The sequence below is a fragment of the Aeromonas sp. FL131 genome (assembly GCF_049860615.1).
Taxonomy (GTDB): Bacteria; Pseudomonadota; Gammaproteobacteria; order Enterobacterales; family Aeromonadaceae; genus Aeromonas; species Aeromonas hydrophila.
On the sequence record NZ_CP187595.1, the window covers coordinates 2,354,105 to 2,367,277 of the forward strand.

The 13,173-nt window shown below is 63.5% G+C and carries 12 protein-coding genes; 10 read left to right on the forward strand and 2 right to left on the reverse strand.

The window, feature by feature from the left end; translation table 11 throughout:
• The first annotated feature begins 80 nt into the window (after positions 1-80).
• The 8 genes from rsxA to gloA all read left to right on the forward strand — a co-directional run bounded on the left by rsxA (position 81) and on the right by gloA (position 7,491).
• On the forward strand, positions 81-662 hold the full coding sequence (gene rsxA, locus ACPW75_RS10945; RefSeq protein WP_005302262.1) for an electron transport complex subunit RsxA: 582 nt from the start codon (positions 81-83) through the stop codon (positions 660-662).
• 4 nt (positions 663-666) lie between these two features.
• A complete protein-coding gene (gene rsxB / locus ACPW75_RS10950) occupies positions 667-1,230 on the forward strand; it encodes an electron transport complex subunit RsxB (protein WP_077096139.1) in 564 nt (187 codons plus the stop codon).
• 6 nt (positions 1,231-1,236) lie between these two features.
• Complete coding sequence (rsxC, locus tag ACPW75_RS10955) at positions 1,237-3,792, forward strand: electron transport complex subunit RsxC (RefSeq protein ID WP_323948267.1); 2,556 nt, start codon at positions 1,237-1,239, stop codon at positions 3,790-3,792.
• Positions 3,793-3,795: 3 nt separating this feature from the next.
• Positions 3,796-4,848 carry an electron transport complex subunit RsxD gene (gene rsxD / locus ACPW75_RS10960; protein ID WP_077096138.1) on the forward strand — a complete coding sequence of 351 codons (1,053 nt, stop codon included), beginning with the start codon at positions 3,796-3,798 and terminating at the stop codon, positions 4,846-4,848.
• Between the two features lie 34 nt (positions 4,849-4,882).
• Positions 4,883-5,515 (forward strand): electron transport complex subunit RsxG, encoded by a 633-nt coding sequence (gene rsxG, locus ACPW75_RS10965; RefSeq protein ID WP_016351104.1) that lies wholly within the window; start codon positions 4,883-4,885, stop codon positions 5,513-5,515.
• A gap of 16 nt (positions 5,516-5,531) precedes the next feature.
• Complete coding sequence (locus tag ACPW75_RS10970; protein ID WP_024944880.1) at positions 5,532-6,290, forward strand: electron transport complex subunit E; 759 nt, start codon at positions 5,532-5,534, stop codon at positions 6,288-6,290.
• A gap of 14 nt (positions 6,291-6,304) precedes the next feature.
• Positions 6,305-6,946, forward strand: coding sequence for an endonuclease III (gene nth, locus ACPW75_RS10975; RefSeq protein ID WP_045527126.1), 642 nt, complete (start codon positions 6,305-6,307; stop codon positions 6,944-6,946).
• Positions 6,947-7,077: 131 nt separating this feature from the next.
• On the forward strand, positions 7,078-7,491 hold the full coding sequence (gene gloA / locus ACPW75_RS10980) for a lactoylglutathione lyase (RefSeq protein ID WP_077096137.1): 414 nt from the start codon (positions 7,078-7,080) through the stop codon (positions 7,489-7,491).
• Between the two features lie 64 nt (positions 7,492-7,555).
• Here the strand turns inward: gloA and ACPW75_RS10985 are convergent, their stop codons facing one another.
• Complete coding sequence (locus tag ACPW75_RS10985; RefSeq protein WP_024944879.1) at positions 7,556-8,431, reverse strand: flagellar protein MotY; 876 nt, start codon at positions 8,429-8,431, stop codon at positions 7,556-7,558.
• A gap of 68 nt (positions 8,432-8,499) precedes the next feature.
• The gene (locus ACPW75_RS10990; protein WP_252410739.1) at positions 8,500-10,473 is read right to left on the reverse strand and encodes a methyl-accepting chemotaxis protein; all 1,974 of its coding nucleotides are present in this window, start codon (positions 10,471-10,473) and stop codon (positions 8,500-8,502) included.
• A gap of 148 nt (positions 10,474-10,621) precedes the next feature.
• On the opposite strand from ACPW75_RS10990, the gene rnt reads away from it, so the two are divergent.
• Positions 10,622-11,281, forward strand: coding sequence for a ribonuclease T (gene rnt, locus ACPW75_RS10995; protein ID WP_016351110.1), 660 nt, complete (start codon positions 10,622-10,624; stop codon positions 11,279-11,281).
• A 259-nt stretch (positions 11,282-11,540) separates the two neighbouring features.
• The gene (locus tag ACPW75_RS11000) at positions 11,541-12,863 is read left to right on the forward strand and encodes a Na+/H+ antiporter family protein (protein WP_077096136.1); all 1,323 of its coding nucleotides are present in this window, start codon (positions 11,541-11,543) and stop codon (positions 12,861-12,863) included.
• Positions 12,864-13,173: the final 310 nt, after the last annotated feature.

Consider the following 13,173-nt stretch of genomic DNA (forward strand, 5'->3'; position numbering starts at 1 on the left):
AACCATGCGGCCTTGCGGTTGTTAAAAGGCACCTAAAATCAGATAATACCGCCGCCTTCACACCGGATAACCAACCTGCAATGACTGAGTACCTGCTTTTATTGGTCGGCACTGTGCTGATTAACAACTTCGTGCTGGTGAAATTCCTCGGCCTGTGCCCCTTCATGGGCGTCTCCGGCAAGCTGGAAACCGCCATCGGCATGGGGCTGGCGACCACCTTCGTGATGACCCTGGCCAGCGCCTGTTCCTATCTGATGGAACACTATATCCTGATCCCGCTGAACATCGCCTACCTGCGCACGCTCGCCTTCATTCTTGTGATCGCCGTCGTGGTTCAGTTTACCGAGATGGTTATCCGCAAAAGCAGCCCCACCCTTTATCGTCTGCTGGGCATCTTCCTGCCACTCATCACTACCAACTGCGCCGTGCTGGGGGTAGCCCTGCTCAGCATCAACGAGCACCACAACTTCATCCAGAGCATCATCTACGGCTTCGGCGCCGCCACCGGTTTCTCGTTGGTGCTGATCCTGTTTGCCGCCATGCGCGAGCGTCTGGTGGCCGCCGACGTGCCCACTCCGTTTCGCGGCGTCTCCATCGCCATGATCACCGCCGGCCTGATGTCGCTGGCCTTTATGGGCTTTACCGGCCTCATCAAGATATAGCGCTATGACTCACATACTCTTTGCCGTTCTGGTGTTGGCGCTGCTGGCTCTGGCCTTCGGCATCATCCTGGGCTTTGCCGCCGTCAAATTTCATGTGGAAGCCGATCCCATCGTCGATCAGCTCGACGCTCTGCTGCCGCAAACCCAGTGCGGCCAGTGCGGCTACCCGGGCTGCAAGCCCTACGCCGAGGCGCTGGCCAATGGCGACCAGATCAACAAGTGCGTGCCAGGTGGCGATGCCACCATGCGCAAGATTGCCGACCTGATGGGGGTCGAACCCCAGCCGCTGGGCGGCGCCGAAGCCGCCACCCCCATCAAGAAAGTCGCCTTCATTCATGAAGATCAATGCATCGGCTGCACCAAGTGCATCCAGGCCTGTCCGGTCGATGCCATCGTCGGCGCCACCAAGGCGATGCACACCGTCATTGCCGACGAGTGCACCGGCTGCGATCTCTGTGTCGATCCCTGCCCGACCGACTGTATCGAAATGATCCCGGTACCGACCACGGTCGACAACTGGAAGTGGGATCTGGCCAACGTCGCCATTCCGGTCAAGATAGTGGAATAAGTAACCATGCAGTCCTTACTCGAACGCATCAAAGCCGGCACTCTGTGGGATTTTCACGGCGGCATTCACCCTCCCGAGAACAAAGACCAATCCAGTCTCACCCCGGTGGTGGACGCGGGTCTGCCACCCCAGCTCATCATCCCGGTGCGCCAGCACGCGGGCCCGGCCGGCGACCTGCTGGTGCGGGTCGGCGACCAGGTCAAGAAAGGCCAGCCGCTCACTCGCCATGACAAGGGGCGTTTCGTGCCGGTGCACGCCTCCACCTCTGGCACCATCACCGCCATCGGTCACCACACGGTGGCCCACCCCTCCGGTCTCGACGATCTCTGCATCACCCTCACCCCGGATGGCGAAGATGCCTGGGGCGAGCGTCAGGGCCGCAGCGACTACTGGAATCTGGAGCGGGGCGAGCTGCTCGAGCGCATCCAGCAGGCCGGCATCGCGGGCCTCGGCGGCGCCGTGTTCCCGACCCACAGCAAGCTTGATGGCCGCGGTCAGCTGACCGAGATCCTGATCGTCAACGGGCTGGAGTGCGAACCCTACATCACCACCGATGACCGGCTGATGCAGGAGTATGCCGACGAGATCATGGACGGCATCCGGGTGCTCAAGCACCTGCTCAAGCCCAAGCTGACCCTGATCGGGGTGGAAGACAACAAGCCGGCCGCCATCGGTGAGCTGACCCGTCATGCCACAGACGAAGACGTACTGGTCAAGACGGTGCCCACCAAGTATCCCTCTGGCGGCGCCAAGCAGACCATCGAGCTGCTCACCGGCCGCCAGGTTCCCAAGGGGGGCCGGGCCGTGGACATGGGCATCATGGTGCTCAACGTGGCCACGGTGTTTGCCATCAAGCGCGCCATCATCGACGGCGAGCCGCTCATCTCCCGCATCGTCACCCTCACCGGCGACGCCTTCAAGAAACCGGGCAACGCCTGGGTGCTGCTGGGCACCCCGGTGCGCTGGCTGCTGCAGCGTTTCGAGCTGCAGCCCGAGGCGGATCAGCGGGTGATCATGGGCGGCCCCATGATGGGCTTCACCCTGCCCCATGCCATGGTGCCGGTGGTCAAGGCCACCAACTGCCTGCTCTCCCCCACCCGGGCCGAACTGCCACCGCCCGGTCCGGAGCAGGCCTGCATTCGCTGCAGCGCCTGTGCCGACGCCTGCCCGGCCAACCTGCTGCCGCAAGAGCTCTATTGGTACAGCCGGGCCAAGGAGTACGACAAGGCCGAGGGGCTCAACCTGTTCGACTGCATCGAGTGCGGCGCCTGTGCCTGGGTCTGCCCGAGCGAGATCCCGCTGGTGCAGTACTACAAGATTGCCAAGGATGACATCCGCGAGGCGCGCGCCGAGGCCGAGAAGGCCGAGCGAGCCAAGCAGCGCTTCGAGGCCAAACAGGCCCGCTTCGAGCGGGAAAAAGCCGCCCGCGAAGCCCGTCATGCCGAGGCTGCCGCCCAGCGTCGCCAGGCCATGACGGCGGCCGGCGGAGAAGATCCGGTGGCCGCGGCACTGGCCCGCATCAAGGCCAAACAGGACGCTGCGCCGGTCGGAGCCAGCGAACTCGCACCGGACAACAGCGCCATGATTGCCGCCCGCGAGGCGCGCAAGCAGGAAGCCATCGCCCGCCGCGCCGCCAAGGCGGCTGCCGGCGAGCCCGGCTCGGCCCAACCCAATGCACCGGCAGCGGATGGGCAGGATGCCAAGAAAGCGGCCATTGCGGCGGCGCTGGCCCGTGCCAAGGCCAAAAAAGTGGCTCAGGAGCCAGGCAAAGCAACGGCTATGGATAGCCCTGCTGCTACGCCTCAGTCTGACCCCATTGCCGATGCAGATCCCAAGAAGGCGGCCATCGCGGCAGCCATTGCCCGCGCCAAAGCCAAAAAAGCCGCCAGCACGCAAGGCGATGAAGCGGCTGCGGATAGCCCTGCTGCTGCGCCCCAGTCTGACCCCGTTGCCGACGCGGATCCCAAGAAGGCGGCCATCGCTGCGGCCATCGCCCGCGCCAAGGCCAAGAAGGCCGCTCAGGCGCAAGGGAACATAGCCGTGACCGAAAGTGAAGAGGCCGCCGTGGCAGTCCCTGCAACAGCGCCGCAGCCTGATACCGCCGACGCAGATCCCAAGAAGGCAGCCATTGCTGCCGCCATCGCCCGTGCCAAGGCCAAGAAGGCAGCTCAGGCGCAAGGGGATGCAGCCGTGACCGAAGGTGAAGAGACCGCCGTGGCAGCCCCTGCCGCAGCGCCGCAGCCTGACACCGCCGACGCAGATCCCAAGAAGGCCGCCATTGCTGCCGCCATCGCCCGTGCCAAGGCCAAGAAGGCCGCTCAGGCGCAAGGTGAGGAGGCCACTGCCAAGCCCGCAGAGGCGCAAGACGAGGAGGCCACTACCAAACCCGAGGTGACCACCGTGGCGGCACCGGCTGTTACCGACGCAGCACAGCCAGCCACCGATGCGGATCCCAAGAAAGCGGCCATTGCCGCCGCCGTGGCCCGTGCCAAGGCCAGGAAACTGGCGGCCGAGGCAGCAGCCCAGGCCTCTCCTTCTCCATCGACCGACAAGAGCCACTGATCCATGTTCAATATCGCGAGTGCGCCGTTTGCCCACAACCGCAAACAGACCCAAACCCTGATGTTGCTGGTGATCCTGGCCTGCCTGCCCGGTTTTCTGGCGCAGAGCTGGTTCTTTGGTTGGGGCACCCTGATCCAGATCCTGCTGGCGCTGGTCACGGCGCTGGCCTCGGAGGCGCTGGTGCTGCGCTTGCGCCGACGCCCCGTCAAACCGGCCCTGCTGGATGGCAGCGCGGCCCTGACCGCCGTGCTGATCGGCCTCTCCCTGCCGCCGTTGCTGCCCTGGTGGATGCTGGTGCTGGGCACGGCGTTTGCCATCATCATCGCCAAACACCTCTATGGCGGGCTCGGTCAAAACCTGTTCAACCCCGCCATGGTGGCCTATGTGCTACTGCTGGTCTCCTTCCCGGTGCAGATGACCAGCTGGCTGCCGCCCTCCAGCATCGCCGCCTATGACATCGGCTTTGGCGATGCGGCCTCGGTGATCTTCACCGGCTTCAGCCTCGACGGTTACAGCATGGCGCAGCTGAAACAGGGGGTGGATGGGCTGACCATGGCCACGCCGCTCGACACCCTGAAAACCGGGCTGACTCAGGGCCTTACCGCCGGCGAGGTGATGACCCACACCGTATTCGAAGGCTGGGGCGGCATCGGCTGGAGCTGGGTCAACCTCGGCTACCTGCTGGGCGGCCTGTTCCTGCTGCAGCAGAAGGTGATCAACTGGCGCATTCCGGGGGCCATCCTCGGCTCCTTGCTGCTGGCGGCCACCCTGGGTTATCTGATGACCCCGGATGCCACCGCCACCCCCATGTTCCACCTGTTCAGCGGCGCCACCATGCTGGGGGCCTTCTTCATCGCCACCGATCCGGTGAGTGCCAGCACCACCCCGCGCGGCCGCCTGGTCTATGGCATGCTCATCGGCGTGCTGGTCTATGTCATCCGCCGCTTTGGTGGCTACCCGGATGCCTTCGCCTTTGCCGTGCTGCTGGCCAACCTGTGCGTACCGCTGATCGACAGCCTGACGCGTCCCAAGGTCTATGGGGCTCGTCGCAAATGAACCTGACGCACACCTCATCTTCAGGAAGCTTCCCATGTTAAAGAGCATGCGCAAAAACGGCGTCACTCTCGCCCTGTTTGCCCTCGCCTGCACCGCCGTGGTGGTGCTGACCAACGAGCTGACCCAGGGGCGGATCGCCCATCAGCAGCAGCTGGAGAAGCTGCGCACCCTCTCCGCCCTGCTGCCGGAGGGGAGCTATGACAACGATCTGGTCGCCAGCTGCAAGCTGGTGCAGAGCCGACGCTATCTGGGCAGCGATCAATCCATGCCGCTCTACACCGCGACCAAGCAGGGCGAAATCACCGGCTACGCGCTGGAAACCGTGGCCCCCGACGGCTACAGTGGGGCCATTCGCCTCATCGTGGGCACCGATGCCAAAGGCGCCGTGAGCGCGGTGCGGGTGTTGGCCCACAAGGAAACCCCCGGCCTTGGCGACAAGATCGAGCTGAAAAAATCGGACTGGATCAACAGCTTCGTCGGCAAGTTTCTCAGCCACGACAACGAGGCCAGCTGGGCCGTGAAGAAAGACGGCGGCGAGTTCGACGCCTTCACCGGCGCCACCATCACCCCTCGGGCCGTAGTCAAGGCGGTGAAGAACCTGTTGCTGCTGCAACAGGAGCACCCAGAGTTGCTGCGCGACGCCCCCGCCTGTGACGCCACCCCCTAACGCCGGAGCACAAGCTATGGAACAAGTCGATGTGATTGACGGGCAGAGCCCGCTCAGCGAGAGCAATGGCCGCCGCGAAGAGCTCAAGGAGCTGATGCTGCAGGGGCTGTGGAAGAACAACCCCTCCCTGGTACAGGTGCTGGGCCTCTGCCCCACCCTGGCGGTCTCCTCCACCTTCACCAATGCGCTGGGGCTCGGCCTTGCCACCATGGCGGTGCTGGTCAGCTCCAACCTCGCCATCTCGCTGGTGCGCAACCTGGTGCCCAAGGATATCCGCATTCCGGTCTACGTGATGATCATCGCGGCCCTGGTGACCAGCGTGCAGTTGCTGATGAACGCCTACACCTACGGTCTCTATCAGGCGCTCGGCATCTTCATCGCCCTCATCGTCACCAACTGCGTCATCATCGGCCGGGCCGAGGCCTATGCCTCCAAGAACCCGCCGCTGCTGGCGGCCCTCGACGGCTTCATGATGGGGCTCGGCTTTACTCTGGTGCTGCTGGTGCTGGGTGGGCTGCGCGAGATCATCGGCATGGGCACCCTGTTCGACGGTGCCGACCTGCTGCTGGGAGAGTGGGCCAAGTCACTACGCATCGAGCTGTTCCACGCCGATGCCAGCCTGCTGCTGGCCATCCTGCCCCCCGGCGGCTTCATCGGTCTCGGCCTGATGATCGCCGGCAAGAACGCCATCAACGACTGGATGGGTCGCAAGCAGAGCGCCGAGAAGGCCCACTGCAGCGTGCCGGCCGCGGGTGCCCGCGCGACCCAGCTCTGAGCCAAGAGAGAGCCATGAACAATCAGAAACGTAGGCAGATACTGGAGCGACTGCGGGACGACAACCCCCACCCCACCACCGAGCTCAACTTCAAGACGCCGTTCGAGCTGCTGATCGCCGTGCTGCTGTCGGCCCAAGCCACCGATGTCAGCGTCAACAAGGCCACCGACAAGCTCTACCCGGTGGCCAACACCCCCCAGGCCATGCTGGAACTGGGGGTGGACGGGGTCAAGGAGTACATCAAGACCATTGGCCTGTTCAACACCAAGGCCGAGAACGTCATCAAGACCTGCGCCATCCTGCTGGAGCGCCACGGTGGCGAGGTGCCGGAGAACCGCGAGGCCCTCGAGGCCCTGCCCGGGGTCGGCCGCAAGACCGCCAACGTGGTGCTCAACACCGCCTTCGGCTGGCCCACCATCGCCGTCGATACCCATATCTTCCGGGTCTCCAACCGTACCGGCTTTGCGGTGGGCAAGAACGTCGAGCAGGTGGAGGAGAAGCTGCTCAAGGTAGTCCCTGCCGAGTTCAAGCTGGACGTGCACCACTGGCTCATCCTGCACGGGCGCTACACCTGTCTGGCTCGCAAACCGCGCTGCGGTTCCTGTATCATTGAGGACTTGTGCGAGTACAAGGAAAAGGTCTACCCGGAGAGCTGAACACGGCGGCCGGCTCGCAAACGGCGCACCATGGCGCCGCTTCTGGCGAACACGGGCTTGAGCCAAGCGCCGGTATCCGCTTCTCTGAGCGGCACCCATACCACAAGAACCACTACCCGGAGAATTGAGCAATGAGAATCCTGCATACCATGTTGCGCGTCGGCGATCTGCAACGCTCCATCGACTTCTATACCCGAGTGCTGGGGATGAAACTGCTGCGCAAGAGCGAGAACAGCGAATACAAGTACACCCTGGCCTTCGTCGGCTACGGTGACGAGAAAGATGAAGCGGTGATCGAGCTCACCTACAACTGGGGTGTCAGCGAGTACGAGCTGGGCTCGGCCTATGGTCACATCGCGCTGGAAGCGGACGACATCCATGCCACCTGCGAGGCGCTGCGCGCCGCCGGCGCCAAGATCACCCGCGAGCCGGGCCCGGTCAAGGGCGGCACCACCGTCATCGCCTTCGTGGAAGATCCGGACGGTTACAAGATTGAGCTGATCGCCAAGAAGGATGCCGGCAGCGGCCTCGGCGACAGCGTCTGAATCTGGCTATCCCCAGAAAAACCAAAAGAGCGCCAAGGCGCTCTTTTTTATGGATTCGTTTTCCTCAGATGGCGCCGTTGCGGCCCATGTTGATCACCACCCGCCTGTTCTTGGCGCGACCATCTTCGGTTTCGTTGGAAGCGACGTGCTGCTTCTCGCCGTGCCCCTCCACCGAAATCTTGCCGGGTTCAATGCCCAGATCCACAAACACCTTCTTGATGGCATCGGCCCGTTTCTCGGAGAGCTTCTGGTTCGGCCAGCGGCCGCCATAGCTGTCGCTGTAGGCGTCGATCACCACCACGTCGATGCTCTTGTCCACCTTCACATACTCTCCGATCATCGCCAGCCGCCGCTTGGAGGCCAGCGACAGCTCGTCACTGTTCTTGTCATAGGTGAGCACGCTGAAGGCGATGTCGTTGAAACTGTAGGGCAGCAGACCATTGAGGCAATCCACGAAGGCCTGATACTTGACCCGGAAGTTGACCGAGGAGAGCGAGACCCGCACCGGCCGATTCTGCCGATACCAGTCGCGGTACTGGAAGGTCGGCATGCGCCCCCCTTCCAGCTCGTCCAGCATGGTCCAGGCGGTCTGCCCCTCCACCAGCCCGTCAAACTGCTGGTAAAAGCGCAGCTGGCTTACTTCACGCCCGGCGATGCCGGGGCGCCAGACCGGCGGCATGATGCCCAGGCTGACCGTCTGGGTCTGGGCCTGCTGGCGCAGCCCCTTGAGCTCGAAATCCAGATTGATCTTGCGACCGGCGCGGCTGACGAATGCCCCCGTGCCCCAGTTGGGGATGGGGTGCTCGAGCCGGCACTCCACCTGGGTGTCGGAGGTCAAACGCCAGACGGATTGATCCAGGCCGGCACCGAATTCGGTGACTCCCGCCTGTAACTGCATACTCACGGATATGCTGACCAACCCCAACATCCAAGCGTTCAACTGCCTGCCCTCCACACGATCTCAGGTTAGATATCGGCAGGGGCAGGACAAGCTTTAGGGCAAACCGATCAGTGGGTCGAGGCAGCGTCCATCAATTTGAAGCGGGCGATGCGTCCCGCCAGCTCCCGCGCCAGCTGATCCAGCTCGGCGCTGTTTTGCTGCAGGGTTTCCGAGTGCAGGCGATGCGCCTCGTACACCTCGCGGATGGTCATCACGTTGTGCTGGATGTCGTCGGTGACATAGCGCTGCTCCTCGGTGGCGGTGGCCACCTGGGCGGTCATGTCGCTCACCTTGCGCACCTCGTTGACGATGTCGGTCAGCTCGCTGCCCGCCCGCTTGGCCTCGGTCACGCTCAGCCCCGCTTGTTCGGTCCCCAAGTGCATGGCGGTCACCGCCTGATTGGCCCCCTGCCGCAGCCGCACCAGCATCCGCTCTATGTCGTCGGCTGCCTGCTGGGTGCGCGACGCCAGGGCCCGCACCTCTTCCGCCACCACTGCAAAACCGCGGCCGGATTCGCCGGCGCGGGCAGCTTCAATGGCGGCGTTGAGGGCCAGCAGGTTGGTGCGATCCGAGATCTGCTTGATGAGATTGAGTGCCTCGCCCACCGATTCGGTGTCCTGATGCAGGCTGTCCACCAGCTGCTGGGTATCACTCAAGGTACCCGCGACCTGCTGGATGGCATCGATGGTCTGATCCACCTCTTTGTCACCCTGCCGGGCCCGACCGATGGCCTGTTGGGTCGCCAGCGAGGTCTGGGTCGCGTTGCGCGCGATCTCGGCCACCGTCGAGGCCATCTCGGTGGCCGCTGTCGCCACCAGATCCACCTGGCCAAACCCCTTGGCCACCCCGGCGTTGACTTCGGCAATGACGTTGGCCGAGGCGGCGGCGCTGCGGGCCAGCACCTCGCAGGAGCGGCGCACCGCCAGCATCAGCCCCTCCAGATGTTCGAGGAAGTGGTTCAGATCCCGCGACAGTGCCCCCAGTTCGTCACCGGATCGCCAGTTGACCCGCACCGTCAGATCGTTCTCCTGCACCAGCCGCTTGAAGGTATGGTGCAGGGCCATGAAGCCCAGGTGCAGATCCCGCACCACCCGCCAGCAGACGAAGCTGGTGAGCAGCACGCACAGCAGGACTCCGGTCGCGGCCCACCAGAAGTCGCTGGCGCTCTTCGCCCGCATCTGATCCACCCGCTCGGACAGCTGCTGATAGAGGCGGTCTTCGCTCTCCTTGAGCAGGCTGATCTTGTCGGTGCTCAAGGCAAACCAGGCCTCGGCATCCACCCCGAAGCCGCCGCTGGCCGCCTTGTCCAGCGCCAGCTTCTCCATGGCGGCCACCTTGCTCACCACCGGCGAGGCCAGGCTGTCGGCCAGCAACTGGCGCTGGGAGGGGCTCGCCACCGCCTGGAAACGCTCGAGATAGGTATTCTGGGCCGCCAACAGGGAGATGAACTGCTGCAACAGCGCCGGCGTGAAGCTGTCGCGGCCGAACACGTTGCTCAAGGTCGCCCGCTCCAGCCCCATCCGCTCCTTGCTCTGCAAGAAGGCGGCATAGGCATTGGTCTGCAGCGCTATGGTGGCATCCCGGCTATTGATGCTGATCTGATCCACCACCGCCAGCAACTGGGTGATCATCCGGGTATAGAAGCTGACCTGCTCGGCCACCTCGACCCCTAGCGCACTGACCCGCTCGCGCATGGCGGTGAGCCCGGCCAGCTCCTGCTGCACTTCTTTGAGCGCCAGCAGGGCGGGATCCTCACGAAAGCGCTGCAGCAGGGTATCGACCTGCTTGCGCTGCGCCGGCAGGGCATCGCGGAACTTGTTGCCACCGGAACCCAGGAAGCCGGCCGACATGCCACGCTCCTTTTGCAGCTCGTGGGCCAGCTGCGCCGCTTCCCGCACCACCGCCAGTGCGGCCTGGGCCTGACTCATCTCCTGCTCGACCCGATAACGCTCATAGACGTATCGGCCGGAGAAGAACAGCAAGGCCAGCAGTGGCAGGCAGACCACCAGCAACATCTTGTGCGCCAATCCCAGCTTCTTCATCGTTGCTCCCCATTCCATTGTTGAAGTGGTCAATTATAAGCCTGCGTGTCGATAATAGAATCGGCCAGCGCGCCGATGGCGGCCGATGAGGGACAAAGGCCGGCTTTTTTGCCATAATGCCGCCTCATTTCACGCCGACCGAGATACCATGACCGACGCTGTTCACACCCTCAAGGGCCGTTTTCGTGGCTTTTACCCCGTCGTCATCGATGTTGAAACCGCCGGGTTCAATGCCAGAACCGACGCCTTGCTGGAAATCGCCGCCTATACCCTTAAGATGGACGAGCAGGGCTGGCTCGTGCCCGACCAGATCTTCCATTTTCATGTCGAGCCGTTTGAAGGGGCCAATCTGGAAAAAGCGGCGCTGGAGTTCACCGGCATCGACCCCTTCAATCCGCTGCGCGGCGCCGTCAGCGAGAAAGAGGCGCTGACCGAGATCTTCAAGGGCATCCGCAAGGGGATGAAGGAGCAGGATTGCGGCCGCGCCATCATAGTGGCCCACAACGCCACCTTCGATCACGGTTTCGTCATGGCCGCCGCCGAGCGGGCCGGCCTCAAGCGCAATCCATTCCATCCGTTTGCCACCTTCGACACCGCAGCCCTCTCCGGCCTGGCGCTGGGCCAGACGGTGCTGGCCAAGGCGTGCCAGAGCGCGCGCATTCCGTTTGACAATAAAGAGGCGCACTCCGCCCTCTACGACACCGAGCGCACCACCGAGCTGTTCTGTCATATCGTCAACCGCTGGAAGAGCCTGGGTGGCTGGCCCCCGGCCCACCCGGACGAGGCGGCCGACGACGCCAACGAGTAACGACGCCCCCTTCTCAAGAGGCTGCCACGGCAGCCTCTTCTCTTGCGCCATTGGTCAAGCCATCTGGTTTGACCAGAGTGTCGAAAAAAGGCCCATCCAGCACCGTTTTTTACCTCTCAAGACCCTTCATCAAGGTTGAACCGCCGGGAATGCTGTAGATAGGCCATTCACCTGATTTTTTACTCGACATTTGTCACATTTTTCGCAAACTAACTGCCTTTCACACGACAGACAGCAACACAAACTATAAGGAAAGCAAATGAATCCTGTTGTTATCGCGGTGGCGCTGATGCTGGTGCTCAGCCTGCTGCGGATCAATGTGGTGGTCTCTCTCGCCATCGGCGCCATCGTCGGCGGTCTGCTCGGCGGTCTCTCCCTCGAGCAGACCCTCAGCACCTTCAGCGGTGGCCTGGGTGGCGGCGCCGAGATCGCCCTCTCCTACGCCATGCTGGGGGCCTTCGCAGTCGCCATCTCCCGCTCCGGCATCACGGATCTGCTGGCGCGCAAGGTGATCAGCCAACTCGGCAAGGATGCCAGCAGCTCACGCATCCTCTGGGTCAAGGCCCTGCTGCTCAGCTCGGTGCTGGGGGTCTCCATCTCCTCTCAGAACCTGATCCCGGTCCATATCGCCTTCATTCCCATCCTGATCCCGCCGCTGCTGCACGTCATGGCCCAGATGCAGATCGACCGTCGTCAGGTGGCCTGCGTCATCACCTTTGGCCTGACCGCCACCTATATGCTGCTGCCGGTAGGCTTTGGCGGCATCTTCCTCAACAACATCCTGGCCAAGAATCTCATCGACAACGGCGTGCCGGTCGAGCACAGCCAGCTGCCGCTGGCGATGGCCATTCCGGTGCTGGGCATGTTCGTCGGCCTGCTGATCGCCGTCTTCTTCAGCTACCGCAAGCCGCGCCAGTATGATCTGGAGCAGATCCTGGCCGCCGAGCCGGAGACGGTCGATCTCAACCTCAACCACATCTGGGTCGCCCTGCTGGCCATCGCCGTGGCGCTGGGGCTGCAACTGATGACCAACAGCATAGTGCTGGGGGCGCTGGCCGGCTTCGTCATCTTCACCTGTGGCGGCGTCATCAAGTTCCGCGAGAGCCAGGATGCCTTCACTCAGGGCGTGCGCATGATGTCCCTCATCGGCTTCATCATGATCTCCGCCGCCGGCTTCGCCGCCGTGATGAAAGAGACCCACGGGGTGGAGAGCCTGGTACAGGCCGTCTCCGGCATGATGGCGGGCCACAAGGGGCTGGCCGCCTTCCTGATGCTGCTGGTGGGCCTGCTCATCACCATGGGGATCGGCTCTTCCTTCTCCACCGTGCCCATCATCGCCACCATCTATGTACCGCTGTGCCTGCACCTCGGCTTCTCCCCCCTGGCGACCATCTCTCTGGTCGGCACCGCCGGCGCCCTGGGGGATGCAGGCTCTCCCGCCTCCGACTCGACCCTGGGCCCCACTTCGGGCCTCAACGCCGACGGCCAGCACGACCATATCTGGGACAGCGTGGTGCCCACCTTCATCCACTACAACATCCCGCTCATCATCTTCGGCTGGATTGCCGCCATGGTGCTCTAAGCATCCCTAGATGCAAAAACATAAAAGGCGACCCCAGGGTCGCCTTTTTGCTGCCTTCACCGCGATGGCATAGACCCGGACAAACCACCCCGACCGCCCCTCTCAGCCTGCTCTTGCTGCTGCATCCTTCCCTTTTATGCAGACGTGACTCGCAGCCCCCCCCCCGCTACCCTGCGTTTACCCGTATCTTCCCTGCCCATCCCATTCCACACAGCCAGGACGATGTCAGGCAACTCACCTGCGATATCCACGGTGTGCCATAAACTTACCCGTCCACATCCCCCCATGCAGCGCGGCGGCATCGCCTGGG

What these genes read in the sequence shown, in the direction of transcription:
- rsxA (WP_005302262.1), top strand. Translation starts at nt 81, where the DNA reads ATGACTGAGTACCTGCTTTTATTGGTCGGCACTGTGCTGATTAACAAC.
- rsxB (WP_077096139.1), top strand. Translation starts at nt 667, where the DNA reads ATGACTCACATACTCTTTGCCGTTCTGGTGTTGGCGCTGCTGGCTCTG.
- rsxC (WP_323948267.1), top strand. Translation starts at nt 1,237, where the DNA reads ATGCAGTCCTTACTCGAACGCATCAAAGCCGGCACTCTGTGGGATTTT.
- rsxD (WP_077096138.1), top strand. Translation starts at nt 3,796, where the DNA reads ATGTTCAATATCGCGAGTGCGCCGTTTGCCCACAACCGCAAACAGACC.
- rsxG (WP_016351104.1), top strand. Translation starts at nt 4,883, where the DNA reads ATGTTAAAGAGCATGCGCAAAAACGGCGTCACTCTCGCCCTGTTTGCC.
- ACPW75_RS10970 (WP_024944880.1), top strand. Translation starts at nt 5,532, where the DNA reads ATGGAACAAGTCGATGTGATTGACGGGCAGAGCCCGCTCAGCGAGAGC.
- nth (WP_045527126.1), top strand. Translation starts at nt 6,305, where the DNA reads ATGAACAATCAGAAACGTAGGCAGATACTGGAGCGACTGCGGGACGAC.
- gloA (WP_077096137.1), top strand. Translation starts at nt 7,078, where the DNA reads ATGAGAATCCTGCATACCATGTTGCGCGTCGGCGATCTGCAACGCTCC.
- ACPW75_RS10990 (WP_252410739.1), bottom strand. Translation starts at nt 10,473, where the DNA reads ATGAAGAAGCTGGGATTGGCGCACAAGATGTTGCTGGTGGTCTGCCTG.
- rnt (WP_016351110.1), top strand. Translation starts at nt 10,622, where the DNA reads ATGACCGACGCTGTTCACACCCTCAAGGGCCGTTTTCGTGGCTTTTAC.
- ACPW75_RS11000 (WP_077096136.1), top strand. Translation starts at nt 11,541, where the DNA reads ATGAATCCTGTTGTTATCGCGGTGGCGCTGATGCTGGTGCTCAGCCTG.